This window comes from Nocardiopsis flavescens, assembly GCF_900141985.1.
In the GTDB taxonomy this organism is placed as follows: domain Bacteria; phylum Actinomycetota; class Actinomycetes; order Streptosporangiales; family Streptosporangiaceae; genus Nocardiopsis; species Nocardiopsis flavescens.
Window position 1 is genome coordinate 39,762 of sequence record NZ_FQZK01000005.1, and the last position, 24,989, is coordinate 64,750.

21 protein-coding genes are annotated in these 24,989 nt (G+C 72.9%); 13 read left to right on the top strand and 8 right to left on the bottom strand.

Features of this window, described 5'->3' with window-relative positions; all coding sequences use genetic code 11:
- Positions 1-32 precede the first annotated feature (32 nt).
- Positions 33-521: an Lrp/AsnC family transcriptional regulator gene (locus BUE45_RS10835; RefSeq protein WP_073378392.1), complete on the top strand. Its 489-nt coding sequence runs from the start codon at positions 33-35 to the stop codon at positions 519-521.
- A gap of 59 nt (positions 522-580) precedes the next feature.
- Here BUE45_RS10835 and gabT read toward each other — a convergent pair whose 3' ends face one another.
- Positions 581-1,915 (bottom strand): 4-aminobutyrate--2-oxoglutarate transaminase, encoded by a 1,335-nt coding sequence (gabT, locus tag BUE45_RS10840; RefSeq protein ID WP_073378394.1) that lies wholly within the window; start codon positions 1,913-1,915, stop codon positions 581-583.
- 172 nt (positions 1,916-2,087) lie between these two features.
- On the opposite strand from gabT, the gene BUE45_RS10845 reads away from it, so the two are divergent.
- The 10 genes from BUE45_RS10845 (at position 2,088) to BUE45_RS10890 (ending at position 15,369) form a co-directional block, all read left to right on the top strand.
- Positions 2,088-3,533 carry a PucR family transcriptional regulator gene (locus BUE45_RS10845; protein ID WP_073378396.1) on the top strand — a complete coding sequence of 482 codons (1,446 nt, stop codon included), beginning with the start codon at positions 2,088-2,090 and terminating at the stop codon, positions 3,531-3,533.
- A gap of 113 nt (positions 3,534-3,646) precedes the next feature.
- Positions 3,647-6,676: a DEAD/DEAH box helicase family protein gene (locus BUE45_RS10850; RefSeq protein WP_073378885.1), complete on the top strand. Its 3,030-nt coding sequence runs from the start codon at positions 3,647-3,649 to the stop codon at positions 6,674-6,676.
- Between the two features lie 79 nt (positions 6,677-6,755).
- Positions 6,756-7,637, top strand: coding sequence for an Fpg/Nei family DNA glycosylase (locus BUE45_RS10855; RefSeq protein ID WP_073378398.1), 882 nt, complete (start codon positions 6,756-6,758; stop codon positions 7,635-7,637).
- 109 nt (positions 7,638-7,746) lie between these two features.
- On the top strand, positions 7,747-8,766 hold the full coding sequence (locus BUE45_RS10860; RefSeq protein WP_073378400.1) for a LacI family DNA-binding transcriptional regulator: 1,020 nt from the start codon (positions 7,747-7,749) through the stop codon (positions 8,764-8,766).
- Between the two features lie 404 nt (positions 8,767-9,170).
- Positions 9,171-10,883 (top strand): ABC transporter substrate-binding protein, encoded by a 1,713-nt coding sequence (locus BUE45_RS10865; RefSeq protein ID WP_073378402.1) that lies wholly within the window; start codon positions 9,171-9,173, stop codon positions 10,881-10,883.
- Between the two features lie 215 nt (positions 10,884-11,098).
- Positions 11,099-12,094 carry an ABC transporter permease gene (locus BUE45_RS10870; protein ID WP_073378404.1) on the top strand — a complete coding sequence of 332 codons (996 nt, stop codon included), beginning with the start codon at positions 11,099-11,101 and terminating at the stop codon, positions 12,092-12,094.
- Positions 12,091-13,002: an ABC transporter permease gene (locus BUE45_RS10875; RefSeq protein WP_073378407.1), complete on the top strand. Its 912-nt coding sequence runs from the start codon at positions 12,091-12,093 to the stop codon at positions 13,000-13,002. Before BUE45_RS10870 ends, BUE45_RS10875 begins: the two co-directional genes overlap by 4 nt.
- On the top strand, positions 13,002-13,952 hold the full coding sequence (locus tag BUE45_RS10880; protein ID WP_073378409.1) for an ABC transporter ATP-binding protein: 951 nt from the start codon (positions 13,002-13,004) through the stop codon (positions 13,950-13,952). The genes BUE45_RS10875 and BUE45_RS10880 overlap by 1 nt, the downstream gene beginning before the upstream one ends.
- 7 nt (positions 13,953-13,959) lie before the next feature.
- Positions 13,960-14,868, top strand: a complete 909-nt coding sequence (locus BUE45_RS10885; RefSeq protein ID WP_073378411.1) for an ATP-binding cassette domain-containing protein — start codon at positions 13,960-13,962, stop codon at positions 14,866-14,868.
- A 297-nt stretch (positions 14,869-15,165) separates the two neighbouring features.
- Positions 15,166-15,369, top strand: coding sequence for a cold-shock protein (locus BUE45_RS10890; RefSeq protein WP_073378413.1), 204 nt, complete (start codon positions 15,166-15,168; stop codon positions 15,367-15,369).
- 107 nt (positions 15,370-15,476) lie between these two features.
- Here BUE45_RS10890 and BUE45_RS10895 read toward each other — a convergent pair whose 3' ends face one another.
- Entirely contained in the window at positions 15,477-17,159 is a 1,683-nt protein-coding gene (locus BUE45_RS10895) for a glycerol-3-phosphate dehydrogenase/oxidase (RefSeq protein WP_084737122.1), read from the bottom strand.
- A 483-nt stretch (positions 17,160-17,642) separates the two neighbouring features.
- Here BUE45_RS10895 and BUE45_RS10900 point away from each other — a divergent pair, with 483 nt between their 5' ends.
- A complete protein-coding gene (locus BUE45_RS10900) occupies positions 17,643-18,509 on the top strand; it encodes a helix-turn-helix domain-containing protein (protein WP_073378415.1) in 867 nt (288 codons plus the stop codon).
- On the top strand, positions 18,487-18,738 hold the full coding sequence (locus BUE45_RS10905) for a DUF397 domain-containing protein (protein ID WP_073378417.1): 252 nt from the start codon (positions 18,487-18,489) through the stop codon (positions 18,736-18,738). The genes BUE45_RS10900 and BUE45_RS10905 overlap by 23 nt, the downstream gene beginning before the upstream one ends.
- Positions 18,739-18,997: 259 nt before the next feature.
- Here the strand turns inward: BUE45_RS10905 and BUE45_RS10910 are convergent, their stop codons facing one another.
- From BUE45_RS10910 to BUE45_RS10935, 6 genes are all read right to left on the bottom strand, one after another.
- Positions 18,998-19,750, bottom strand: coding sequence for an MIP/aquaporin family protein (locus BUE45_RS10910; RefSeq protein ID WP_073378419.1), 753 nt, complete (start codon positions 19,748-19,750; stop codon positions 18,998-19,000).
- 204 nt (positions 19,751-19,954) lie between these two features.
- Positions 19,955-21,451, bottom strand: coding sequence for a glycerol kinase GlpK (glpK, locus tag BUE45_RS10915; protein WP_073378422.1), 1,497 nt, complete (start codon positions 21,449-21,451; stop codon positions 19,955-19,957).
- A 262-nt stretch (positions 21,452-21,713) separates the two neighbouring features.
- Entirely contained in the window at positions 21,714-22,499 is a 786-nt protein-coding gene (locus BUE45_RS10920; RefSeq protein ID WP_073378424.1) for an IclR family transcriptional regulator, read from the bottom strand.
- A 182-nt stretch (positions 22,500-22,681) separates the two neighbouring features.
- Positions 22,682-23,689 (bottom strand): threonine aldolase family protein, encoded by a 1,008-nt coding sequence (locus BUE45_RS10925; protein ID WP_073378426.1) that lies wholly within the window; start codon positions 23,687-23,689, stop codon positions 22,682-22,684.
- A 57-nt stretch (positions 23,690-23,746) separates the two neighbouring features.
- Entirely contained in the window at positions 23,747-24,211 is a 465-nt protein-coding gene (locus BUE45_RS10930; RefSeq protein WP_073378900.1) for a MarR family winged helix-turn-helix transcriptional regulator, read from the bottom strand.
- Positions 24,208-24,840 carry a DJ-1/PfpI family protein gene (locus BUE45_RS10935; RefSeq protein WP_073378429.1) on the bottom strand — a complete coding sequence of 211 codons (633 nt, stop codon included), beginning with the start codon at positions 24,838-24,840 and terminating at the stop codon, positions 24,208-24,210. Before BUE45_RS10935 ends, BUE45_RS10930 begins: the two co-directional genes overlap by 4 nt.
- Positions 24,841-24,989: the final 149 nt, after the last annotated feature.

Genomic DNA, 24,989 nt, shown 5'->3' on the forward strand with positions numbered 1-24,989 from the left:
GCACAGAATACGTTGGATTCACGGAGGGCCATGTGAGCGGCCAGTCGGACCCCGCACCCGCGCGCCGGGGCGGCGGCATCGTCCTGGACGAGACCGCCAAGCGCATCATCGAGGTGCTCCAGGAGGACGGCCGCCGTTCCTACGCCGCCATCGGCAAGGCCGTAGGCCTCTCGGAGGCCGCGGTGCGCCAGCGCGTGCAGCGGCTCCTGGAGTCGGGGGTGGTCCAGGTCGTGGGCGTCACCGACCCCATGATGCTCGGATTCCACCGCCAGGCGATGATCGGCGTGCGCACGGACGGCGACCTCAACGCCGCCGCCGACGTGATCTCCGAGATCCCCGGTGTGGAGTACGTCGTCATCACGGCGGGCTCCTTCGACCTGCTGGTCGAGGTCGTCGCGGAGGACGACACCCGCCTGCTGGAGATCCTGGCGGCCATGCGCGCCGTCGAGTCGGTGGCCTCCACCGAGACCTTCCTCTACCTCAAGCTCCGCAAGCAGACCTACGCCTGGGGCACCCGGTAGGGGCGGTCCCCGCCGGGAGCCCCGGGGCCGCCGCCCCGCGGGGCGGCGGCCCCGGCCCCTCAGAGGCGGGCGAACGCCTCGGCCAGGATGTCCAGGCCCTCGTGGAGCAGGTCGTCGCCGATGACCAGCGGCGGCAGCATGCGGACCACGTTGCCGTAGGTGCCCGCGCTCAGCAGGACCAGGCCCTGGGAGTGGCAGTACGACAGGACCCGGGCCAGCGTCTCCGGGTCCGGGCTCCGGTCGTCCTTGACCAGCTCGATCGCGATCATCGCGCCGCGTCCGCGCACGTCGCCGATCACCGCGTGCTTCTCGGCCAGCCCGCGCAGGCGCCCCAGCATCAGGTCGCCGATCTCGCGGGCGCGTCCCACCAGGCCGTCGGACTCGATGGCCTCCAGCGACGCCAGCGCCGCGGCGCAGGCGGCCGGGTTGCCGCCGTAGGTGCCGCCCAGGCCGCCGGCGTGCACGGCGTCCATGAGGTCGGCCCGGCCGGTCACCGCGGCCAGCGGCAGGCCGCCCGCGATGCCCTTGGCGGTGGCGATGAGGTCGGGGACGATCCCCTCGTGCTCGCAGGCGAACATGTCGCCGGTGCGCGCGAAGCCGGTCTGCACCTCGTCGGCGACGAACACGATCCCGTTCGCGCGGCAGAACTCCGCCACGGCGGGCAGGAAGCCGGGGGCCGGCTCGATGAAGCCGCCCTCGCCCTGGATCGGCTCGATCACCACGGCGGCCACGTTCTCCGCGCCGACCTGCTTGCTGATCTGGTCGACCACCAGGGCCGCGGCCTCGGGACCGCAGTTCTCCGGGCCGGTGGGCCAGCGGTAGGCGTAGGCCATGGGCATGCGGTGGATCTCGCCCGCGAACGGCCCGAAGCCCTGCTTGTAGGGCATGTTCTTGGCGGTCAGGCCCAGGGTGAGGTTGGTGCGCCCGTGGTAGGCGTGGTCGAACACCACGACGGCCTGCCGGCCGGTGGCGCTGCGGGCGATCTTCACCGCGTTCTCGACGGCCTCGGCGCCGGAGTTCAGCAGGATCGAGCGCTTCTCGTGGTCGCCGGGGGTGACGCGGTTGAGGGCCTCGCAGACCTCGACGTACGCCTCGTAGGGGTTGACCATGAAACAGGTGTGCGTGAACCGCCCCAGCTGCTCGGCGGCGCGCTCCACCACGCGCGGGTCGGCGTTGCCGACGTTGGTCACGGCGATGCCCGACCCGAAGTCGATCAGGGCGTTGCCGTCGACGTCCTCGACGATCCCGCCGCCGGCCCGGGCCACGTACACGGGCAGCACGCTGCCGACGCCCCTGGCGACGGCGGCGGCACGGCGCTCCTGGAGCTCACGGGAGCGGGGGCCGGGGATCTCGGTGACGACCCGGCGGGACTGGGCGACCTCGGTCACGGCCATGCGTCTGCCTCCTTCAGTGCGACACGGGGGTGCGGAACAGGACGGGGCGAGCCGCCCCGACCCGCCTGACACTAGGGCGCGCCCGGGCCGGCGGACATGGACACCGTGGATAATCGGTGCAGGTCCCTGCGCCAATGCGGCAGGGCCGCCGACCGCGACGAGTGGAGGGCCGATGCCACCGACCCTGGGCGGACTGGTGCGGACGCCCTCGCTGGGACTGCGCCCGCTCACCGGAGACGGGGGGCTGGACCGCGCGGTGGGGTGGGTCGCCGTCAGCGAGCTCACCGACCCCACCCCCTACCTCGCCGGGGGCGAGCTGCTGCTGACCACCGGCGTCCGCTGGGCCGATTCCCCCGTGGACCTGCGCGAATACGTGCACAGGCTGGCCCTGCGCGACATCGCCGGCCTGGGCTTCGGCGTGGGGGTCGCCCTGGAGCGGACCCCCGACCAGCTGCGGGAGGCGGCCGTCGAGTTCGGGGTCGCCCTGCTGGAGGTGCCGCGCCCGACCCCCTTCATCGCCATCGGCAAGGAGGTCTCCCGGGTCCTGGCCAAGGAGGAGTACGAAGGGCTCAGCCGCGCCTTCACCGCCCAGCGCGACCTCACCCGGGCCGCCCTGTCCGGGGCCGCGGCCGTGGTCGACCGGCTCGCCCGCGACCTGGGCGCCAGGGTGCTGCTGCTGTCCTCCGACGGCGCGCCCCGCCACACCGCGCCCGCGGGGGCGTCCCCGCTCCCGCGGGACCTGGGCGGGGGGCTGGACCGCCTCAGGGCCGCCGGGCCCCGCGCCAGTGCGGCCGTCACCGCGGGCGCCGAGCACATCTGGGCGCAGCCGCTGGCCACCGGCCGCCGGGTCCGCGGGTTCCTCGCGGTGGGCACCGACGGGCCGCTGGGGCCCGAGCAGCGGACCCTCGTCAACGCCGCCGTCTCCCTGCTCTCCCTCGAACTGGAGCGCGACGCCCACGGGGAGGGCGCCCGCCTGGGCGAGGGCGTGCTCGCCGCCCTCCTCTCCGGGGCCCTGGACCCGGCCGACCCCGGCGCGGAGCGGCTGGTCGCCACCCTGCCGCCCGCCCCCGTGGTCGTCGCCGCCGCGGACGGGGCGCCGGGGGCCCCTCCGCCGCCGGGCGCCCTCGTGGCCGCGTACGGGGAGGGCGCCGTGCTGCTGACCGCCGCCGACACCCCGGACGCCGTCGTCACCGACCTGCTCGACGGCCCCGTCGGGATCAGCGACCCCGCGGACCACACGGGGCTCGCCGCCGCGCTGGCCCAGGCCGAGCGCGCCCGGGAGGCGGCCCGGTCCCGGGGCGGCGGCCCGGTGCGCGCGGCCGAACTCCCCGGCGGGCTGCTGGGCCTGGCCGACACCCCCGCCGGGACCCGGATGGCCGAGGAACTGCTCGCCCCGCTGCTGGCCGAGCGCTCCGGAGCCGACCTGCTCGCCTCCCTGCGCGCCTACCTCGCGGCGTCCGGGCGCTGGGACGCCGCCGCCGAGGCCCTGGGCGTGCACCGGCACACCCTGCGGTACCGGATGCGCCGCATCCGCGAACTGCTCCCCGTCGATCTCGACGACCCCGACGTGCGCGCCGAACTGTGGATCTCCCTGCGCCTGCACGGCGCCCGCGCCTGAAAGTCCGCACGGGTTCACGCGTTCGGGGGATATCGGCCCGCCTTATCCACGACAATGGGCGCTGACAGCGGTGTGTGATCGACTGATCACCGAAATCGGTGCCGGGGGCGGACGTGAGATCACTACGGGACGACGAGCAGGAGATCGGCGACCTTCGGGAACCGGTGCCCGGCGGGCACCGGCCCGCGGTCATCCGGATCGGCGCACAGCAGGCGAACGGGCCCACCCTGCGCTGGAAGCCGCCCGCCGCCGAGGGCACCGACCCCCGGGCCCTGCTCGGCTACCTGCGCGCCTGCCTGCGGCGGGAGGCCGTGCACACCCACACGGTCCTGCTGGCCCAACTCGACGGCGACACCTGCGCCTGCCTGCCCGGCGGCACCGAGACCCTCTTCGCCGGGAGCGGTGCGCGCGCCCCGGCCGGGCCCGCCGCGGCCCGGGTGGTGCGCCTGGCCGCCCGCCACGGACAGGCCCTGCGCTACGGCTACCCCCTCGTCATCCTCGGCGAGGGCGCCGACCGGTCCGCCCTGCCCCTGCTGACCGTCGACGTCCAGGCGGTCGAGGACCCCGCCGCCCCCGACGCCCCGCGCCTGCGCGCGATCGGCCCGCCCGACGTCAACGCCGCCCTGCTGGAGCGGTTGGGCACCACCGACCCCGAGGACCTCTTCGAGCTGCGGACCCGGCTGCGCTCCGGGGCCCCCGACCCCGCCGGGCTCCCGGCCGCCGTCACCGACCTGGCCGCCAAGGTGCGCACCCTGCTCTCCCGCCTGGAGATCGAGCGGGTCGACGACATCGACCCGGCGGCCACCCGCGGCACCCCCCGCGACCGGGTCACCGGGGCGCACAACGTCGCCGTCCTGTTCCGCGCCGGCCCCGGCGCCCGCTCCGGAGACGAGGCGCCCGAGCCGGGCACGGTCGAGGCGGTCCTGGCCGACCTGGACCCCACCGAGCGGGACGGCATCGACCCAGGCGCGCTGGGCGGTACCGCCCTGCACGCTCTGCTGGAGGGGGCCGACGGCGTGCCGGACCCCGGGCCCGGACCCGCCCGCGGGGCGCGGCGCGCCCGCGAGGCCGGGACCGCCCCCCACCCCGCGGCCCCGCCCGTCCCGCTCAGCGCCACCCCCCTGGACCAGGCCGGGTACACCGTGCTGCGCGCGGCCATGAACGACCGGCTCACCGCCGCCGCGGCCCCGCCCGGCACCGGCGCCCACGACCTCGTCGACGCCCTGGTGCGCACCGCCGTCGGCTCCGGGCAGCGGGTCCTGGTGTGCGGGCGCACCGAGCACGACGTCCGCGAGGTCCTGCTCCGGGCGCAGGGGGGACACCCCGTCATGCGCGTCGGCGGCAGGGAGCACCGGGCCTCCGAGGCCCGCGTCATCGAGCGGCTGCTCGCCGAGCACGGCGGCGTCCCGCCCCGCGGTGCGGACCCCGCCGACCACGGGGGCGACCTCGCCCACCACTGGTCCCGCGTCCGCGCCGCCTGGGACGAGATGGACGCCATGGCGGCGGGCGGGTACGAACTCGCCCACCTGGCCCAGGAGCGCGAGCGCGGCATCGCCGACGGCTGGGACCCCGACCGGCTCTTCACCCCCGAGCGGGGCGGCCCCGAGTACTGGCTGCCCCGGGCCGAGCGCGCCTTCGCCGGGGGACTGGGCGCCTTCCAGCACCGTTCGGCCATCCGCCGCGAACTCGGCCTGGACACCGACCCCGAGACCCTCGCCCGCCTGTGCGCCACCGCACGCCTGGAGAGCCGCTGGCGCGCGGCCCTGGACCGGCGCACCCGGCACGACCCCCTGGACGAGCTGACGGACCGGCTGGCGCGGGCCGGGGAGGCGCACCGGCGTATCGCCGCCGAGTGCCTGGCCGCCGCCGTCGCGCCCCGGCTGTGGCGCGGCAGACCCGCCCTGGAGAACCGCCTGGAGGCCCTCAACTGGCACCACGGCCTGGGCTGGCCCGGCATGAACGGCCTGATCGACGTGCTGCCCGCCTGGGCGTGCCGTACCGACCAGGTCCGCGCCCTGCCGCCGCAGGCCGGCCTGTTCGACCTGGTCGTGGTGCTGGGCGCCGAGCGCACGCGGGTCGCCGAACTGCTGCCCGCCCTGCACCGGGCGACCCGCGCCCTGGTCCTGGGCGACCCGGCCCACCCCGGCCCCGCCAGCGCCCTGGAACCGGGGGAGGAGCGCCGTGCCCTGGCCGCCGCCGGGCTCGCCGCCGACCGGCTCGACGAGCAGGGCCTGCGCCACGGTACGGGTTCGGCGCTGCGGGCCGCCCGCCGCGCCGTCGACGAGACCCTGTGGCTGGACGAGCACTCCGGGGCGCCGCCGCTGCTCGCCGAGACGGCCTCGCGCCACTGCTACGGCGGCCGGGTGTCGGTGCGCACCGCGCCCGACCCCGGCGGCGGACCCGCCTTCGAGTGGCGCGACATCGCCGGCGTCTGCGAGGCGGCCCCCGGCCTGTCCTACATCAACCGCGAGGAGGCCTACCGGGCGGTGGTGGTCGTCGACGAGATCGACGAGCACCTGCCGCTCGGGCGCACGATCGCCGTGGTCGCCCCCACCCAGCCCCAGGTGGCGCTGCTGCGCCGGCTGCTGCGGCCGCGGGTCTTCCGCCACCGCGTCCTGGTGGGCGGCCCCGACCTGCTCGGCGGCGCGCTCGACCGGACCGACGTCACCGTGCTCTCGCCGCTGCTCGCCCAGGGGGCTCCGGCGATCATCGAGCGCCGGGTGCGCCGTATGGGCCACCTGTGGTCCGCGGTGCTCACCCGGACCCGCCAGCGGCTCGTGGTCGTGGGCGACCGCTCCCACTGGGAGTCCGGAGACGGCCCGCTGGCGGAGCTGGTCCGCGCCCCCGAGAGCGCCCCGGACGGCGCCTGCCGGGCCCTGGTGGACCGCCTCCGGGAGGCGGGGACCCGCGTCTCGCTCCAGCAGACCGCGGAGGGGTGGACCGCCGACCTGGTGGTCCGCTTCGGCGCCCGGCGCCTGCTCGTCCTGCTGGACCGCGAGCCCGACGGGCGCCGGCTGCGCCGCCTCATGGACCGCGGCGACGCCCTCAACCGCATCACCGGCGATCCCGTCATCGTGGTCCCCGCCTGGCGCTGCCACGCCGACCCCGACCGCCTCGTCCGGGAGATCCTGGGCGCCCACTGAACCGCACCGCCCCGGCCGCACTACCCTGTGGTGCGGATCCCGGCACGTCGCGTTCCGGGACGCGAGCAAGGGGGAACGGGTGCCCGAGGGCCACACGCTGCACCGGTTGGCGGCGCACTTCGACAAGGCCTTCGGCGGCGGCGCGGTACGGGCGTCCAGCCCCCAGGGCCGCTTCGCGGACGGTGCCGCACGGATCGACGGCCGTGTCCTGACCACGGGCGAGGCGCACGGCAAGCACCTGTTCCTGGGCTTCGACTCGGGGGAGTGGCTCCGGGTCCACCTGGGCCTGTACGGCGCCTGGACCTTCGGTGACGCCGACGGCGAGCGCCACCTGGGCGCGCCCCGCGCCGCGGGTGCCGGGCGGACCGGCCTGGTCCGCGGCCCGGACGGGTTCGCCGTCCCGCCCCCGCCGGTCGGCGCGGTGCGCGCCCGGCTGGTCGGCGCCTCCGGCTGGGCCGACCTGCGCGGCCCCTCGGCCTGCGAGGTCGTCACCGAGGAGGAGAAACTGGCCGTCCAGGACCGGCTGGGCCCCGACCCGCTGCGCGCCGACGCCGACCCCGGGCGCGCCTGGCGGGCGGTCTCCCGCTCCCGGACGAGCATCGCCGCCCTGCTCATGCGGCAGGAGGTCATCGCCGGAATCGGCAACATCTACCGGGCGGAGTCCCTGTTCCGCGCGGGCCTGGACCCCATGACCCCGGGCCGCGACCTGACCCGGGAGCAGTGGGACGCGCTGTGGGAGGACCTGTCCGGTCTGCTCCGGGACGGCGTCCGCGACGGGTACATCATCACCACGCGCCCCGAGCACCGGCCCGACCCCGACGCCCGCCCGGTGCCCCGGCCGGACACCCTCTACGTCTGCTACCGGACCGGGGAGCCCTGCCGCGTGTGCGGCTCCCCGATCGCCGCGTCCGAGCTGGCCGGGCGCACGCTCTACCGGTGCCCCGGCTGCCAGTCCGGGTGAACCCCCGGCCCCGCCGCGGCCGAAGCGCCCCGCGGGGCGTGCAGTACAATCCCACATCGCCGCTTAACCGGTTCAGCATTCGAGGTCAGGGGGACGTGTGGGGGGTTTGATGCGACGGCCGACCATCATGGACATCGCCAAGGCCGCGGGGGTGTCCAAGGGGGCGGTCTCCTATGCCCTCAACGGCCGCCCGGGGGTCTCCCAGGAGACCCGCAAACGCATCCTGGCGATCGCCCGCGACCTGGGGTGGGCGCCCAGCAGCACGGCCCGGGCCCTGTCGCCCGGCGGCCGGGTGGGCGCCTTCGGCCTGATCATCGACCGGCCCGCCCGCGACCTGGGCGTGGAGCCGTTCTTCATGCAGCTCATCTCGGGTATCGAGGCGGAGCTGGCGGTCGGCGGCACCGACCTGCTGCTCCAGGTCACCGAGGACCGGGACGCGGAGATCGAGGCGTACCGGCGCTGGTTCGCCGAGCGCCGGGTGGACGGGGTGATCATGGTCGACCTGCGCGTCGAGGACCCCCGTGTCGCCCTGGTCGAGGAGTTGCCGCTGCCCGCGGTGGTCCTGGGCGGTCCCAAGGGCGCCGGGACCCTGCCGTGCCTGTACACCGACGACGCCTCCTCGGTCCGCGAGGTCGTGCACTACCTCGCCGCGCTGGGGCACCGGCGCGTGGTGCGGGTGGCCGGGCCGGAGGACTTCATGCACACCCGGGACCGGACCCGCGCCTTCGAGGAGGCCGCCGCCGAGGTGGGGCTCCCGGGGGCGGTGACGGTCCACGCCGACTACACGGGGGAGGCGGGCACGCGGATGACCCGCCGCCTGCTGGCCAGCGCCGAACGGCCCACCGCCCTGGTCTACGACAACGACATCATGGCGGTGGCCGGGCTGGGCGTGGCCCACGAGATGGGCGTGGACGTCCCCGGCCAGCTGTCCATCGTGGCCTGGGACGACTCCACCCTGTGCCGTCTGGTGCGCCCCTCGCTGACCGCCGTCGCGCGGGACGTGGTCGCCTGCGGCCGGGAGGCCGTGCGCATGCTGTCCCGGGCCGTCGAGGGGCGCGCGGTGGGCGCCCGCGAGACGGACCGCGGAGAGCTCCAGCCGCGCGGCAGCACGGGCCCCCTGGGCGGCTGAGGGGGCGCGTCCGGGCACCGTGGCCGGCCGGTGGGAAGCGTGTGGCCGACGGTGCCTCCGAGGTGCGTGGGAGCGCTACCAAAACGCCGCGCACTATGGAAAACTACCGCGCACGGCGTGGTCTCCATCACGTCGCCGGAGAGGGGGGCGGGGTCCCGTGCGGAACCGGTTCAGCGGCGGTCGACCGAATGTCTTGCCCACATCTGTGCTGTTACAAGCGAATAACAGCGAAGTGACGCCCATTGACGCCCTTCCCGTCCGCGTGTTGTTGTTAACGTCACTTACCCGGTTCAGCAACGGCCTGTCTCCGCGCCCCTGATTGGGAGCGCTCCCACCTCTCCGAGTCCCGGAGAGGGCAGTTCCCCCCACGAGCGGCCGACCGGGTGGATGAAGGAGGAGTCGAGATGAGATCTCTTCGGCTTCCGGCGGCACTCGCGGCAGTGGCCCTCGCGGTCACGGCCTGCTCGGGTGGCGGCGGCGGAAACGGAGAAGGTTCCGGCGAGTACCCGCGGAACGAGACGCTTTACACCACCGGTACCGCTTGGGGCCCGCCCGCCAACTGGAACCCCTTCATGCAGGGGCAGTACGCGGTCGGCACGGTAGGCCTCGCCTACGAGCCGCTCTTCCTCTTCGACCCCAACACCAGCGAGTACGTCCCCTGGCTGGCGGAGAGCGACAGCTGGCCCGAGGAGAACGTCCACGAGATCGTCCTGCGCGAGGGCATCACGTGGCGGGACGGCGAGGTCTTCGACTCGGCCGACGTGGTCTCCACGCTGGAGGTCGGGCAGTTCGATTCCGTCCCCTTCAGCAACCTGTGGAACTTCATCGAGGGCGTGGAGGCCGTGGACGCGCAGACCGTCCGCGTCACGTTCGCCGAGAACCGTCCCCAGGAGTGGATGAACTGGGTCTACTCGCATCCGATCGCCCCCGAGCACATCTGGGGCGAGAAGACCGAAGAGCAGATCATGAGCGACGTGAACGAGGACCCGGTCGGCTCCGGTCCCTACTTCTACGAGTCGCACACCGACGACCGCCTGGTCTGGGAGCGCAACGACGAGTGGTGGGGCACCGAGGCCCTCGACCTCGACATGAAGCCGCGCTACATCGTCGACCTCGTCAACGCCTCCAACGACGTCACCCTGGGCATGCTCCAGCAGGGACAGGTCGACCTGTCGAACAACTTCCTGCCGGGCATCGACCAGATCATCAACGGCAACGAGACGATCACCAGCTACTACGACGGGCCGCCCTACATGCAGCCCGCCAACACGGCCTGGCTGGTGCCCAACACCACCAAGGCCCCGCTGGACGACCCGGCGTTCCGCCAGGCGCTGGCCCACTCGATCGACATCACCCAGATCATCGAGGGCCCGTACGCCAACCTGGTCGAGGCGGCCAGCCCGACCGGCCTGCTCCCGATCTGGGACGACTACATCGACCACGGCCTGGTCGAGGACGAGGGCTTCACCTTCAACGCCGACCGCGCGGTGGAGCTCCTCGAGGACGCCGGCTACCAGGACGAGGACGGCGACGGCTTCGTCGAGACCCCCGACGGCGAGCCCATCTCGCTGACGCTGGAGGTCCCCGCGGGCTGGACCGACTGGATGGAGGCCTCCAACGTCATCGCGGCCAACGCCCAGGCCGTCGGCATCAACATCGAGGCCCAGACCCCCGAGTTCGACCTGCTGGTGGACAACCGCAACTCGGGTGAGTTCGACCTGATCATCAACAACGAGCGCGGGGCCAGCAACACCCCGTGGACGTACTACGACTACGTCTTCCAGCTCCCGGTGAACGAGCAGCAGTCCACGGTCAACTTCGGCCGCTACGAGAACGAGGAGGCGTGGGCCCTCGTCGAGCAGCTCGCCGCCGTTCCCGCGGACGACATCGAGGCCGCGGCCGAGATCACCTCGCAGATCCAGGAGATCCAGCTGGCCGAACTCCCGGCCATCCCGCTCTGGTACAACGGCATGTGGTCGCAGGCCAACAACACGTACTGGACCAACTGGCCGAGTGAGCGCGAGGGCGCGCCCCAGACGTACGCCTCCATGTGGAACGGCATCTGGCAGCTGGGCGGCATCCAGACCCTGGCCACCATCGAGCCGGCCGGCGAGTAGCCGCACCCCTGGTCGGCGGGCCGGAGCACCCCTCCTCCCGAGTCCCGCCGACCGCCCGGTCCCGGGCGGGCACGGCGCGAAAGCCCGCCCGGGACCACCCCGGCGCCGGCGGGACACCGGCCACCCCCACGGAGAACCCCTGACCGGGGCTCCGTCCCGTGTCCCGCCCCGCCCGGGGCTCGTCGTCCGTCCGCCACCATCACCTGGAGGAACGTGTGTGGCGCTACATCGGCCGTAAGCTCTTCGTCTACCTGCTTACGTTCGTCATCGCGGTCACCATCAACTGGATGATCCCGCGCTTTATGCCGGGTGACCCGGTCCGGAGCATGCTCTCCCGCGCCTCGGTCGGCAACCCCGAGGCCCTACAGCGCATGAACGAGTACTACACGGGGGTCTTCGGCCTCGACACCCCCCTGCACGAGCAGTACCTCTCCTTCTGGGCCAACCTCTTCCGCGGGGACCTGGGCGTCAGCGTCATGCTGTACCCCCAGCCCGTCCTGGACATCATCCTCAGGGCGGTCCCCTTCACCCTGGGCCTGCTCCTGCCCTCGATCATCCTGAGCTGGATCGTCGGGAACCGGATCGGCGCCTTCGCGGCCCGCAAGAAGCTGCTCGACAACACGATCCTGCCGGTCGGGTACATCCTCACCGCCATGCCCTACATGTGGCTGGCCCTCCTGCTGGCCTGGAGCCTGGGCATCGTCGCCGGCGTCCTGCCCACCGCGGGCGGCTACTCGCCGTCCCTGCGGGTGGAGTTCTCCTGGCTGTTCATCTCCAGCCTGCTCACGCACTGGGTCCTGCCGTTCCTGTCCATGTTCGTCGTGGCACTGGGCGGCTGGGCGATCGGCATGCGCAACATGATCATCTACGAGCTGGAGGCGGACTACTCGAACTACCTCCAGGCCCTGGGCGCCCCCACCCGCCTGATCCGCCGCTACGCGTTCCGCAACGCGATGCTGCCGCAGATCACCGGGCTGGCCGTCCAGCTGGGCACCGTCCTGTCGGGCGCCCTGCTCACCGAGATCGTGTTCAACTACCCCGGCCTGGGCACCCTGATCCTCCAGGCGCTCAACAACCGCGACTTCTTCGTGCTCCAGGGCACCTTCCTGTTCGTGGTGGTCGGCGTCCTGATCGCCAACTTCATCATCGACATCGTCTACGTGCTGGTCGACCCGCGCACCCGGGTCCAGATGACGGGAGGCGCGGCGTGAGCGAGATCGCCGGAGCACCGGGCACCGCGGACGCCGCGGGCGGCCCCGAGCCCACCACCGAGCGCAAGACCTCCGAGGTCCTGCACTTCGCAGTGCGCAACCCCAAGCTGCTCATCGGCCTGGGAATCGTGCTGAGCCTGCTGCTGCTCGGCATCATCGGCCCGCTCTTCATCGAGCACGGGCCCAACGAGTACGTCGGCCCCAAGAGCCAGCCGCCGAGCGGCGAGTACTGGCTCGGCACCACCAGCTTCGGCCAGGACATCTGGGCCCAGTTCGTGTTCGGCCTGCGCGCGACCTTCCTCATCGGGGTCTTCGGCGGCGGCGTGGCCTTCGTGATCGGGACGACGGTCGGGTTCGTCGCCGGTTACAAGGGCGGGATCGTCGACGAGATCCTCAACATGCTCACCAACGTCGTGCTGGTGCTGCCCGCCCTGGTCGTGCTCATCGTCATCACCGCCTACCTGGAAGTGCGCGGCGTCTTCATCCAGGGCGTGTTCATCGGCCTGACCTCCTGGCCGTGGGCGGCCCGCGCGGTCCGCTCCCAGGCGCTGTCGCTGTCCACCCGCGACTACGTCGACCTGGCCAGGCTCAGCGGACGCCGCACGTGGCGGATCATCACCACCGAGATCGCTCCCAACATGAGCTCCTACCTGGTGATGTCCTTCATCCTGCTGTTCGGCGGCTCGATCCTCATCGCCGCCGGCCTGGACTTCATCGGCCTCGGCCCGACCAACGGCGTCTCCCTCGGCCTCATGCTGGAGAGCGCGATGAAGTGGAGCTCCCTCTACCTGGGCATGTGGTGGTGGTTCATTCCGCCGGGCCTCGGGATCACCGCGATCGTGGGCTCCCTGTACATCCTGAATGTCGGGCTGGACGAGGTGTTCAACCCCAAGCTGCGGGAGCTTTGATGACTCTGCGCGTCAACGACCTCAAGGTCTACTACCAGACCCTGCGCGGGGACGTCCACGCCCTGGACGGCGTGACCTTCGATCTGGCCGACGGCGAGATCATGGGTCTGGCCGGCGAGTCCGGGTGCGGCAAGACCACGCTGGGCAAGAGCCTGATCCGCCTCGACTCGCGCATGCGCCACATCGGCGGCACGATCGAGCTGGACGGCAAGGACGTGCCCATCGCCGACGAGAAGGCGATGGTGCCGCTGCGGTACCACGAGATCTCGCTCATCCCGCAGTACGCGATGAGCGCGCTCAACCCGACCCGCAAGATCGGGCGGATGATCAACGACCTCCTCCGGGCGCGGGGGGTGCGCCCGGCGGACATCGCCGACGAGCTCAAGCGCCGCCTCGAACTGGTCGGCCTCGACACCGACGTGCTCGACCGGTTCCCGATCGAGCTGTCCGGCGGGATGAAGCAGCGCGTGGTCATGGTGATGTCCACGCTGCTCAACCCGTCGCTGCTGATCGCGGACGAGGTCACCTCGGCCCTGGACGTGTCCACCCAGCGCGCGGTCGCGGAGTCCCTGGTGGAGTTCCGCGACCGGGAGTACATCAAGAGCATGGTGTTCGTGACCCACGACATCTCGCTCGTGTACCAGATGGCCGACACGATCATGGTGATGTACGCGGGCCACATCGTGGAGAAGGCGTCGGCGTCCACCATCGTCAACGCCCCCCGCCACCCGTACACGCAGATGCTCATCTCGGCTCTGCCCGAGGTGGGCTCCACCACCGAGCAGGGCCGGCTGGAGGGCATCCCCGGCACCCCGCCCGGGCTGCTCAACCCGCCCACGGGGTGCCGCTTCAAGGACCGCTGCCCGCTGGCGTTCGCCAAGTGCGCGGAGCGCCCCCCGCTGGTCGAGATCGAACCCGGCCACTGGGCCGCCTGCTGGAAGACGGGGTGAGACGGACGTGCTGGAACTCAGCCACGTGCACAAGGTGTACCGGGTCGGGGCGTTCGGCGGGGGGCGGCTGCGCGCCGTCCGCGATGTCAGCCTGAAGGTGGAGTCGGGGGAGGTCGTCTCCCTCATCGGGGAGAGCGGCAGCGGCAAGAGCACCCTCGGCAAGATGGTGCTGGGGCTGTTCAAGCCCACGTCCGGGGTCATCTCCTTCGACGGCACCGACATCACCACCATCCGCGGGCACGCCGCCCGCAAGGCGTACTACCGGCGGGTGCAGGGGGTCTTCCAGGACCCGTTCAGCTCGTTCAACCCGATCTTCAAGGCCGACCGGGTGTTCGAGATGATCCGCAGCTCCTACTTCCCGGGGACCTCGGACGCCGACTGGCGCGAGCGGGTGCTCAAGGCGGTCGGCACGGTCCGCCTGGACCCGGAGAACGTCCTGGGCAAGTACCCGCACCAGCTCAGCGGCGGACAGCTCCAGCGCCTGCTCATCGCGCGGGCACTGCTGCTGGACGTGGACCTGCTGGTCGCCGACGAGGTGATCAGCATGCTGGACGCCTCCACCCGGATCGACGTGCTCAACCTGCTGGCGGACCTGAAGGAGCGGGGGATGGCGATCCTGTTCGTCACCCACGACCTCTCCCTGGGCAACTACGTCAGCGACCGGTCGGTGATCCTGCGCAAGGGCGCGATCGCGGAGATGGGGCCCACCGCGCGGGTGTTCGAGAACCCGCTGCACCCCTACAGCCGCCACCTGCTCTCGTGCGTCCCCCAGCTGCACCGGACCTGGGCGGAGGTGGACGCCGAGATGAAGGCGAACCCGCCGGAGGACATCGACCTCCCGGTGGCCCCCGACGAGGAGTCGGCGCCGCTGCTGGAGGCGGAGAAGGGACATTTCGTGGGGATCGACCAGGGCTGAGTCCGGGCCGGTCAGAGCCACCGGGGCGCGGCATCCCCCACCATCGCGGGGATGCCGCGCCCCGTCCTGCGCGGACACCGGTTATTCCCCGGTCGCCCGTGCGTGTTGCCACACCGAAAACCCTCGCGATCGCAGGGGTCTGTGGTACGTTCGTGATGATTGTTAGTCGTTGAATTTCGCAGTTGGTGTCTTGCCCGCGGAGTTTGTGACCGGCGGGCGGTTTCCCTGAGAAGTCGGCTCGCGGCAATTCTCGGGCGTGAGGTTGCGCCCGTTGTACACCGAGCTGAAGGAGACAACATGGCTCAGGGAACTGTGAAGTGGTTCAACGGCGAGAAGGGCTTCGGCTTCATCTCCCCCGACGACGGTGGCCCCGACGCCTTCGTTCACTACAGCGCCATCCAGGGTTCGGGCTTCCGTAACCTGGAGGAGAACCAGCGCGTGGAGTTCGACATCGTCGCCGGCACTCGCGGCCCGCAGGCCGAGAACGTCGTCGCCATCTAACTCCGGTTAGACCGGCACCACACGTTCGAGAGCCCCCGGAAGGTCCGTCCTTCCGGGGGCTCTCCGTGTTCCCCGGGGTCCCGGGCGGGACCCCGGCCGGGGCCGTGTCAGCGCCGGGCGGCAGCGGGGGCGCTCAGCAGCCGCTGGACGCCTGCCCGGACCCCGGGGGTCTCCAGGCCGCGCACGGTCACCGTGGTGCGGCGGCGCAGCACGTCGTCGACGGTCACCGCCCACTCGCGGTCGCGCGCGAACACCACCTGCGCCCACACGTCCGGGCCCTCGGGGTGGATGCGCTCCCCCAGCTCCGGCTCGTCGCGGATCAGCGCCGCGATGTCCAGGGCCAGGCTCCCGTAGTGGGAGGCCAGGTGGCGGGCCACCGGCGGTTCCAGGCGGGCCCCCGGCTCGCGGTCGATGAGGATCCGCTGCGCCACCGCGTCCGGGCTCGCCAGCCCCGGCAGCGGGACCGTCCGCAGCGGGTCGGCCATCTCCTCGGCCAGCGGCACCGCCCGCACCCTGCGCAGCTCCTCCAGGACCGTCCGGCCGATGTGCCGGTAGGTCGTCCACTTGCCCCCGGCCACCGACAGCATGCCGCCCCGGCCCTGGGTGACCACGGTCTCCCGCTTGGCGGCGCTGGTGTCCCCGCCGCCGCCCGGCAGCACGCGCAGTCCCGCGAACGCGTAGTCCACGTGGGAGGCGTCCAGGTAGGGCGCGTCGATGCCCAGCGCCGCCTCGCCCAGGATCTGGTCCACGTCGGAGGGCACCACGGCCACCTCCGCCGGGTCGCCGGTGTACTCCTCGTCGGTGGTGCCCAGCAGCAGGCGGCCCTCCCACGGGATGGCGAACGACACCCGGTGCCGGTCCACGGGGATCGTGAGCGCGGCGCGCCACGGCTCCGGGGTGCGCAGCACCAGGTGGGCCCCCTTGGACAGGCGCACGCTCGGCGCCGCCGCGGGGTCCTCCAGCCGGCGCAGCCGGTCCACCCACGGCCCGGTGGCGTTGAGGACCAGGCGCGCGTCGACGCCGAACTCCGCCCCCTCGGCGCTGTCGCGCAGCTCGGCCCCGGTGACCCGGGTCCCGGTGCGGCGCAGGTCCACCACCTCGGCGTGGTTGAGGACGACGGCCCCCGCCTCGACGGCCGCGCGCACGGTCATGATGGCCATGCGGCTGTCGTTCATCTGGTGGTCCCCGTAGGCGGCGACCGACTTCAGGCCCTCGGTGCGCAGCCCCGGCGCCAGCCGGGCGGCCTGCGCGGGGGACAGCAGCCGCCCCACGCCGTCGCCGAACGCGGACAGCGCCGAGTACAGGAACACGCCCGCGCCCATCTTGGCGGCGCCGTGCGGGCCGCCCGCGTAGACCGGGACCAGGAACGGCAGCGGGTTGACCAGGTGCGGGGCGACGGTGGTGGCCAGCGAGCGGCGCTCGCGGTGGTTCTCCGCGACCAGCTTGAGGTTGCCGGTCTGGAGGTAGCGCAGGCCGCCGTGCACGAGCTTGGAGGACGCGCTGGAGGTGGCCCCGGCGAAGTCGCCCGCGTCCACCATGGCGACCCGCAGGCCGGCCTGGGCCGCGTTCCAGGCGACGGAGGTGCCGAGGATGCCCCCGCCGACGACGAGGAGGTCGAAGGTGCCGCGGGACAGCTCGGCGCGGGTGCGCCCGCGCTCCGCGCCGCGTCCCGGGAGCGCGGCCCCGGGACCCGGGGCCCCGGTGTCCGGGACGGCGGGACCGGGGGCGTCGGCGTGCGGCGCGGGTGCGCCGGGGCGGTGGGCGGCTGCCGGTTCGGGAGTGGTCGTCATGGCCGGTTGCTCCTCGGAGAGGGATGGCTGTGCGGCCGCCGGAACGGGCTCCGCGTTCCATGCGGCCATCGCAGATATCATACGACAATGCCGCACGAGAGTGCAGGCGTACGGGGAGTTCCGGGGGGCTCCGTCGGGCGCAGGGGTGTCCGGCGGGCAAAGCGCACCGTCTCCTGTGACCGGTGGTGACCGGTGTGGCGCATGACGTGTCCGTGGTGCGTCAATGTCGAACGTGGTGGGAGGCGGCCCTCCGTGCGGGCACGGGGGCCGCGGAATCGCAGGTGGACGGCGCCCGGGGGTTCGGGTCGCCTCAGTCGGGAGTTCGAGAACGTTCCAAAACAGCGGGGCAGGGGGCACGAAAACCTGAATTCCAGGTGCAAGAAAACGGTCATCGCGGTTTCCGCCGCGATGTATAGCCCCGAACCTCTGATTCCTCGGATTACCCCGCTCCGCGGTGATCGCCGGTCCTAGCATGAGGGCATCATGGCCACCAGGTACTCACCCACGATCCGCCGCCGTCGCCTGTCCTCTGAGCTGCGCAGGGTACGGCTCGCCTCCGGAAAGACCGGCGAGGAGGTAGCGCGGACCGCCGGTCTGTCCAAGTCCACCTTCTCCAACATCGAATCGGGGGTGAAGAAGCGGCCGCGGATCCGTGAGGTCCGCGCCATCCTCGACGCCTGCGGCATGGAGCCGGGACCGGAGTTCGACGAGGTCCTCCTCCTGTGCCGCCAGGCCCTCGACCGGGGATGGTGGAGCCGGTACCGCGACGTCGTGGCCTCGCCCTACGTCGGCTTCGAGACCGAGGCCGACGACATCTGCACCTGGCAGCCGCTCGTCCTGCCCGGCCTGCTCCAGACGCCGGAGTACATGCGGGTCACCGCCCAGGCCTGCCTGTCCGTCCCGCACGACATCCGGCGGTTCACCGACGCCCGCCTCATCCGGCAGCGCATCCTGGACGACGAGGACCCGCCCCTGCTCCGGGCGATCTTCGACGAGGGGGCGCTGCTGCGGCTGCGCACCCAGCCCGACATCCTCGTCCGGCAGGTCCGCCACCTGCTGGAGATGTCCGAGCGCCCCAACATCACCGTCCAGATGACCCTGGCCGACCGGCTCAACCCGGGTTCGGGCGGCCCCTTCGTCATCATGGACTTCCCGCACCCCGTGGACCCCACCGTCGTCTACCTGGAGACCACCGCCGACGGCATCTACCTGGAGGACTCCGACGAGGTCGCCCGCTACCGCACCCTCGCCGAGCACCTGCGCCTGGTGGCGCTGCGCCCCGGAGAGACCCTGGACCACCTGCGCGAGACCTACCTGGAGGCGCCGAGTGCCCGAAGCGGTCGACCCTGAACCGTCGTACCGGACCCGGCTCCCGTACCGGAAGTCCACGCACAGCCAGCCCAACCAGGGGGAGTGCGTCGAGGTCGCGGCGGTCCCCGGGGGCCGGGCGATCCGCGACAGCGGACGCCCGGAGGAGACCGTCCTGGCCTTCGGGTGCGCCGAGTGGCGGGCCCTGCTGCGCGTCCTTCGCGGGGGCGGGGACGCGGGCGGGGCCGCCTCCGGCCGCGGACCGGCGTGAACGGCGCCTCCGCGACCGGCGTCCCCCGTTCGGTGGGGCGGGGGAACGGCACGGTGCGCGCAGGACGGCACCCGGGCCGGGCCCGCGCCGGCGAGGACCCCGGCCCCGCGGCGGCGGGCGCTCGCGGGGCGCCGGGACCGACCGGGGCGCGGAGGCGCCGTACGCCGGGTCCGGGCCGGCACCGGCGGGGGAGCGGTCGCGCGGGGCGGGGGCGGTGGACTGGGTCCACCGCCCCCGCCCCGCGCCGTACCGGTGCCGGTCAGCCGCCGAAGCCGGTCAGCTTCCAGATCCAGGCGCCGATGACGCCGCCGACGATCGGGGCCACCACGGGAATCCAGGCGTACCCCCAGTCGGAGGGGCCCTTGCCCGGGATGGGCAGCACCGCGTGCGCCAGCCGCGGCCCCAGGTCGCGGGCGGGGTTGATGGCGTACCCGGTCGGGCCGCCCAGGGACAGGCCGATGGCCAGCACCAGCAGACCCACGAGGAGCGGGGCGATACCGGAGGAGAACAGGGCGGACAGGTCGGCGTCCCCCTGCGTCACGTGGCCGGAGTTGGCGCCGATGCCCAGCACGCCCAGGACCAGCATCGCCGTGCCGATGGCCTCGGTGGTGAAGTTGGCGACCGGGTTGCGCACCGCCGGGGCCGTGCTGAACACCGACAGCTTGGCCTCCGGGTCGTCGGTCTCCTTCCAGTGCGCGAAGTAGGCCAGGTACACGAGCACCGCACCGGTGAACGCGCCGGCCAGCTGCGCCGCGAGATAGCCGGGGACCAGCGCCCACTCGAAGTCGCCGATGCTGGCCAGGCCCAGCGTCACCGCCGGGTTGATGTGCGCGCCGCTGATGGTGCCGACCGTGTACACGGCCATCGCCACCGCCATACCCCAGCCGAGGGTGATGACGATCCAGCCGCCGTTGAATGCCTTGGACTTCGCGAGGACAACGCCGGCGACGACGCCGCCGCCGAGCAGGATGAGGATCGCCGTTCCGACGAACTCCGCGAGATAAACCGCCATGGTGGCCTCCGCCCCTGCGGGGCAGCCGGGTCACGGGGTCCGCGTCCGCCCGCGGGCACGGGCATAATCGGATGCACCCGTCACAGGAATGGGATCGGGTGGGCCGTCCCCGCAGGGGCGGCCCGGTCGCGCCCGGGGGCCGTCAGGTGGCAGCCGGTGTGCCCCCGGGACGCGGTCGTCGGGACGGGCGCGGGCCCGTCCGGCTCACTTCTCGTCGTGCTCGATCCAGCCGAGGGTGCGCTTCACCGCCTTGTTCCAGTTGTGGTACTCCCGCTCGCGCACGGCGGGCTCCATCTCGGGCGTCCACTCCGCGGCCTTGTGCCAGTTCGCGCGCAGGGTCTCCACGTCGGGCCAGTAGCCCACCGCCAGGCCCGCGGCGTAGGCGGCGCCCAGGCACGTGGTCTCCGCGACCATGGGGCGCACCACCTCGGCGTCCAGGACGTCGGACAGGATCTGCATGAGCAGGTTGTCCGCGGTCATGCCGCCGTCCACCTTCAGGGTGGTCAGCTCGATGTCGGCGTCCGCGTTCATCGCGTCGACGACCTCGCGGGTCTGCCAGGCGGTCGCCTCCAGGACGGCGCGCGCGATGTGGCCCTTGTTCACGTATCCGGTCAGGCCGGTGATGACGCCGCGGGCGTCGCTGCGCCAGTGCGGGGCGAACAGGCCGGAGAAGGCGGGGACGAAGTAGCAGCCGCCGTTGTCCTCCACGGTGCGGGCCAGCGTCTCGATCTCCGGTGCGGTGGAGATCAGGCCCAGGTTGTCGCGCAGCCACTGCACGAGCGAGCCGGTGACCGCGATGGAGCCCTCCAGCGCGTACACGGCCGGGGCGTCGCCGAGCTTGTAGCCCAGGGTGGTCAGCAGGCCGTTCTCCGAGGTGACCGGCTCGGTGCCGGTGTTCATCACCAGGAAGGTGCCGGTGCCGTAGGTGCCCTTGACGTCGCCCGGGTCGAAACAGGTCTGGCCGAAGAGCGCGGCGTGCTGGTCGCCCAGGGAAGAGGCGACCGGCACGCCGGACAGGTAGCCGCGGGCCTCGCCGTAGACCTCCGAGGAGGAGCGGATCTCCGGCAGCACGGACGCCGGGATGCCCATGGCGTCGAGGATCTCGGAGTCCCACTCCAGGGTGGACAGGTTCATCAGCATGGTGCGGCTGGCGTTGGTCACGTCGGTGACGTGGCGGCCGGTGAGCTTCCAGATGATCCAGGTGTCCATGGTGCCGAAGAGGACCTCGCCGCGCTCGGCGCGCCCGCGCAGGCCGTCGACGTTGTCCAGCAGCCAGCGGAGCTTGGGACCGGAGAAGTAGGTGGCCAGCGGTAGGCCGCATGCGGCGCGGAAGCGGTCCTGGCCCTCGGTGCCGCCCAGTTCGCGTACGAGGTCGTCGGTGCGGGTGTCCTGCCACACGATGGCGTTGTGGACCGGCTCGCCGGTCTCCTTGTCCCAGACGACGGTGGTCTCGCGCTGGTTGGTGATGCCGACGGCGGCCACCTGGTCGGGCGTGATGTCGCTCTTCTCCAGCGCGTTCTGGACGACGACCTCGACGTTGGCCCAGATCTCGTCGGCGTCGTGCTCGACCCAGCCGGGTCTGGGGAAGATCTGCCGGTGCTCGCGCTGGTCGACGGAGACGATGCGGCCGTCCCGATCGAAGAGGATGCAGCGGCTCGACGTGGTGCCCTGGTCGATCGCCGCGACGTACTGCTGGCTCATCGGATGCTCTCGCCTTCAGCTGGAGGGCTCGGGAACGGGTACGGTCACGCGCGAACAACGGGCTATACCCGCACGTTGTACGACATTGACGTATGAAGTAGGCGTTAGTTTCATCCGCTTTTCCCACCTGTGTCAAGACGGCGTGACGCAATCGTGTCGCGTGGGTCACGTACCCTCTCGAACACCGTGACAACACCTCGGAAGTACGACGAAATCGCCGCCCCCCGACGGGCGGGGGAGGCGGCGCGGGGCGGTGCGGGGATCAGTAGGGGGTGGCGCCCAGCTCCCGGGAGATCGCCCGGGCCGCGTCGCGCACGTAGGACACCTGTTCCATGTCGAGCCTGTTGTCGGGGCCGCGCAAGCGCTCGACCGCACCGCGCACGCCGATCGCCCCGACCGCGGTCCCCCGCCGGTCGCGGATGGGCGCGGCGAGGGAGACCTCGCCGTCCACCAGCTCCTCGGCCTCCCAGGCCCACCCGTTGTCCCGGACCTCCTCCAGCTGCTTCTCCAGCTCGCCGGGGGAGGTGATCGTGAAGCGGGTGTAGGAGGGCAGGACCACCGGCCCCTCCTCGGCGGACGCCTCCTCCAGCGGGGTGACCAGCGGGTCGAAGGCCATCAGTACCTTGCCCAGCGCGGTGGCGTGCAGCGGCAGCAGGGTGCCCACGTCCAGGGTCTGCCGGGAGGAGTCGGGGCGGAACACGTGGTGCACCACCAGGACCCGGCCCTGGTGCGGGGTGCCGATGCGCACGCTCTCGCCGCTTCGGGACGCCAGGGTGTCGGCCCAGTTCAGGGCGCGGGTGCGCAGCTCGTTGCCGTCGAGGTAGCGGGTGCCCAGGCTGAGCATGCCGCCGCCCAGGCGGTAGCGCCCGGACTCGGGGTCCTGCTCGACGAACCCCACGTGCTGGAGGGTGCGCAGGATGCCCAGGACCGTGCCCTTGGGGAGTTCGAGGGAGCGGGAGATCTCCGCCAGGCTCAGCCCCCGGGCGCCCCCGGCCAGGAGGCGCAGGATCGCGGCCGCGCGTTCGATGGACTGGATTCTTCCCGGCATGGGGGTGCTACCGCTCTCTAGTACGACAATGTCATACGCGAATGTTACTACGCGATGTGACGCCCGCCATGGGACGAGTGGCATCCGTCCGCGCGCGACGGTCCCCGGGACCGCCACAGTTTAGCCAGGGGCGGGGAGGGGGCCGCATCCGACGTGCGGGGACTGCGGGAGCGGACCGCCGGTCAGAGTTCCGCGGCCGCCTTGGCGACCGCCGTGGCCGCCGTCTCCACGTCACCGTCGGTGATCTCCAGGTGGACCACGGCGCGCAGGGTCCGCGGCCCGATCTCCAGGACCCGGACACCGTGCCGGGCGAACGCCTCCCGGTACGCGGCGGCCCGCCCGGAGGGGGTGTCCACCAGCACCATGTTGGTCTGTGCCCGAGCCCCCAGGCCGGGCACCCGCGCGATCCGCTCCGCCAGCAGTGCCGCGCGCGCGTGGTCCACGGCGATCCGCTCCCGGTGGTGGCGCAGGGCGTGCAGGGCGCCCGCCGCGATGATGCCCGCCTGGCGCATCCCCGCGCCCAGCAGCTTGCGCGCCCGCCGCGCGCGGGCGACGGTGTCGGCGTCCCCGGCCAGGGCCGAGCCCACCGGGGCGCCCAGGCCCTTGGAGAAGCACACCGAGACCGAGTCGAACCCCTCGGCCACCTTTGCGGGGGAGGCCTCCAGCGCCGCGGCGGCGTTCCACAGCCGCGCGCCGTCCAGGTGGGCGCGCAGCCCGTGGCGGTGCGCGAACGCGGTCACCCTGCGCTGCTCGGACAGCGGGACGACCCGGCCGGTGAAGGTGTTCTCCAGCCACAGCAGGGCGGGCTCCGCCCGGTGGACGTCGCCGCGCCCGGAGATCCACTCCTCCAGGAGCGCGTCGGAGGGCGCGGTCCCCTCGGAGTACATCCGCGGCAGGGCCCGGGCCAGCACCGCCGTGGCGCCCTGCTCGTCGCCGACGAGGTGGTGGTGCTCGTGCGCCCACACCTCGTCGCCGCTGCGCACGGACACGTACAGGCCCAGCTGGTTGGCCATGTGGCCGGAGGTGACGTAGAGGGCGGCCTCCTTGCCCAGCAGGGCGGCGGTCTCCTCCTCCAGGGCCCGCACGGTGGGGTCCTCGCCGAAGACGTCGTCGCCGACCTCGGCCTCCGCCATGGCCCGGCGCATGGCGGGGGTGGGGCGGGTGACGGTGTCCGAGCGCAGGTCGATCATGGTCACTTCCTCGGAGGGGGCGGGCGGGTCCGCGACCGACGATACTGCGCCGCCCCCTCAGCCCTGCGGGCCGATCCTCTCCATCGCCTCCGACAGCAGGCGCAGGGAGGCCAGCGCGCTCGCGGCGCCCTCCTCCCCGAGTTCGGCGACCAGCGCCCGGGCCAGCCGCCCGTGCGCGGGGTCGATCCGGCGCAGGGCGGCGACCCCCTCCGCGGTGGGGGACAGGAGCTTGGCCCGGCTGTGCGCCGGGTTGGGCAGGTACTCGGCGAGCCCCTGCTCCACCAGCACGTCCGCGATGCGCTGGACGCTCTGCCGGGCGGTGCCGAGTTCGCGGGCGATGCCCGACACCGCCTTGGGGGTGTCGGTGACCGCGCCGAGCACCTGCCAGCGCGCGGCGGTCAGCCCCGCCGGCCGGGCCAGCTCCTCGGCGACGGCCAGGAACTGGCCGTTGAGGCGGAAGACGGCGAGGGCGGTCCCGCTGAGCAGCTCGGCTCTGCCCGCGTCGGGACCGGCCGTGCTCAGGCCCCCTCCGTCAGCGCGAAGTAGGCGCCCGCGTCGTGCTGGGCGTGCAGGCGGTACCAGGCCTCCAGGGTGCGGGGGGCGAACAGGTCCAGCTGGGCGAAGATCTCCCGGGCGAACTCGATCGGCGCCGTGGGGCCTGCGGTGATCAGTCCGTCGTCGGTGACGGCCAGGGCGTTGCGGTACCGCCCCGCGCCCGTGTAGCCGGTGGCCAGCAGGTACTCCGGGGCGGCGCTGGTGTGGTCGCGGTAGTCGAGCAGGCCCTCGCGGGCCAGGCCGGCGGTGGCCCCGCAGATCGCCGCGACGGGGACTCCGGCGTCGAGGAAGATCCCGGCGGCCGAGGCGAAGGAGGTCATCGACTCCGGGTCGGTGTCCCAGGAGGCGGCCCCCGGCAGGATCAGCATGGAGCTGGTGGACGGTTTGAGCTGGGCCAGCGTGATGTCGGGCAGGACGGTGACACCGCCCATGGTGGTCACCGGTGCGCCGCTGTGCCCGACGGTGACCACGTCGTAGCGGCCGGGGGAGCGCTGCCACTCGCCGCTGCGGACGGTGGCGACGGCGTGCCCGATCTCCCAGTCCGCGAGGCCTTCGTAGACGGCGAGGTGGACGATCTGCGTGCTCTCAGCGTTCATGACAACATCCTGTCATCTTGACAGCATGCTGTCAAGGGTTCGGGGTCGACGGGGCCGAAGTTCGTGGACATGCGATAGAAGCACCTTTTAGTAATTTTCGGACAGAGTGTTCCGCGGGGGCGCTCGGAGCTTGAAGAGCATGGTGAACC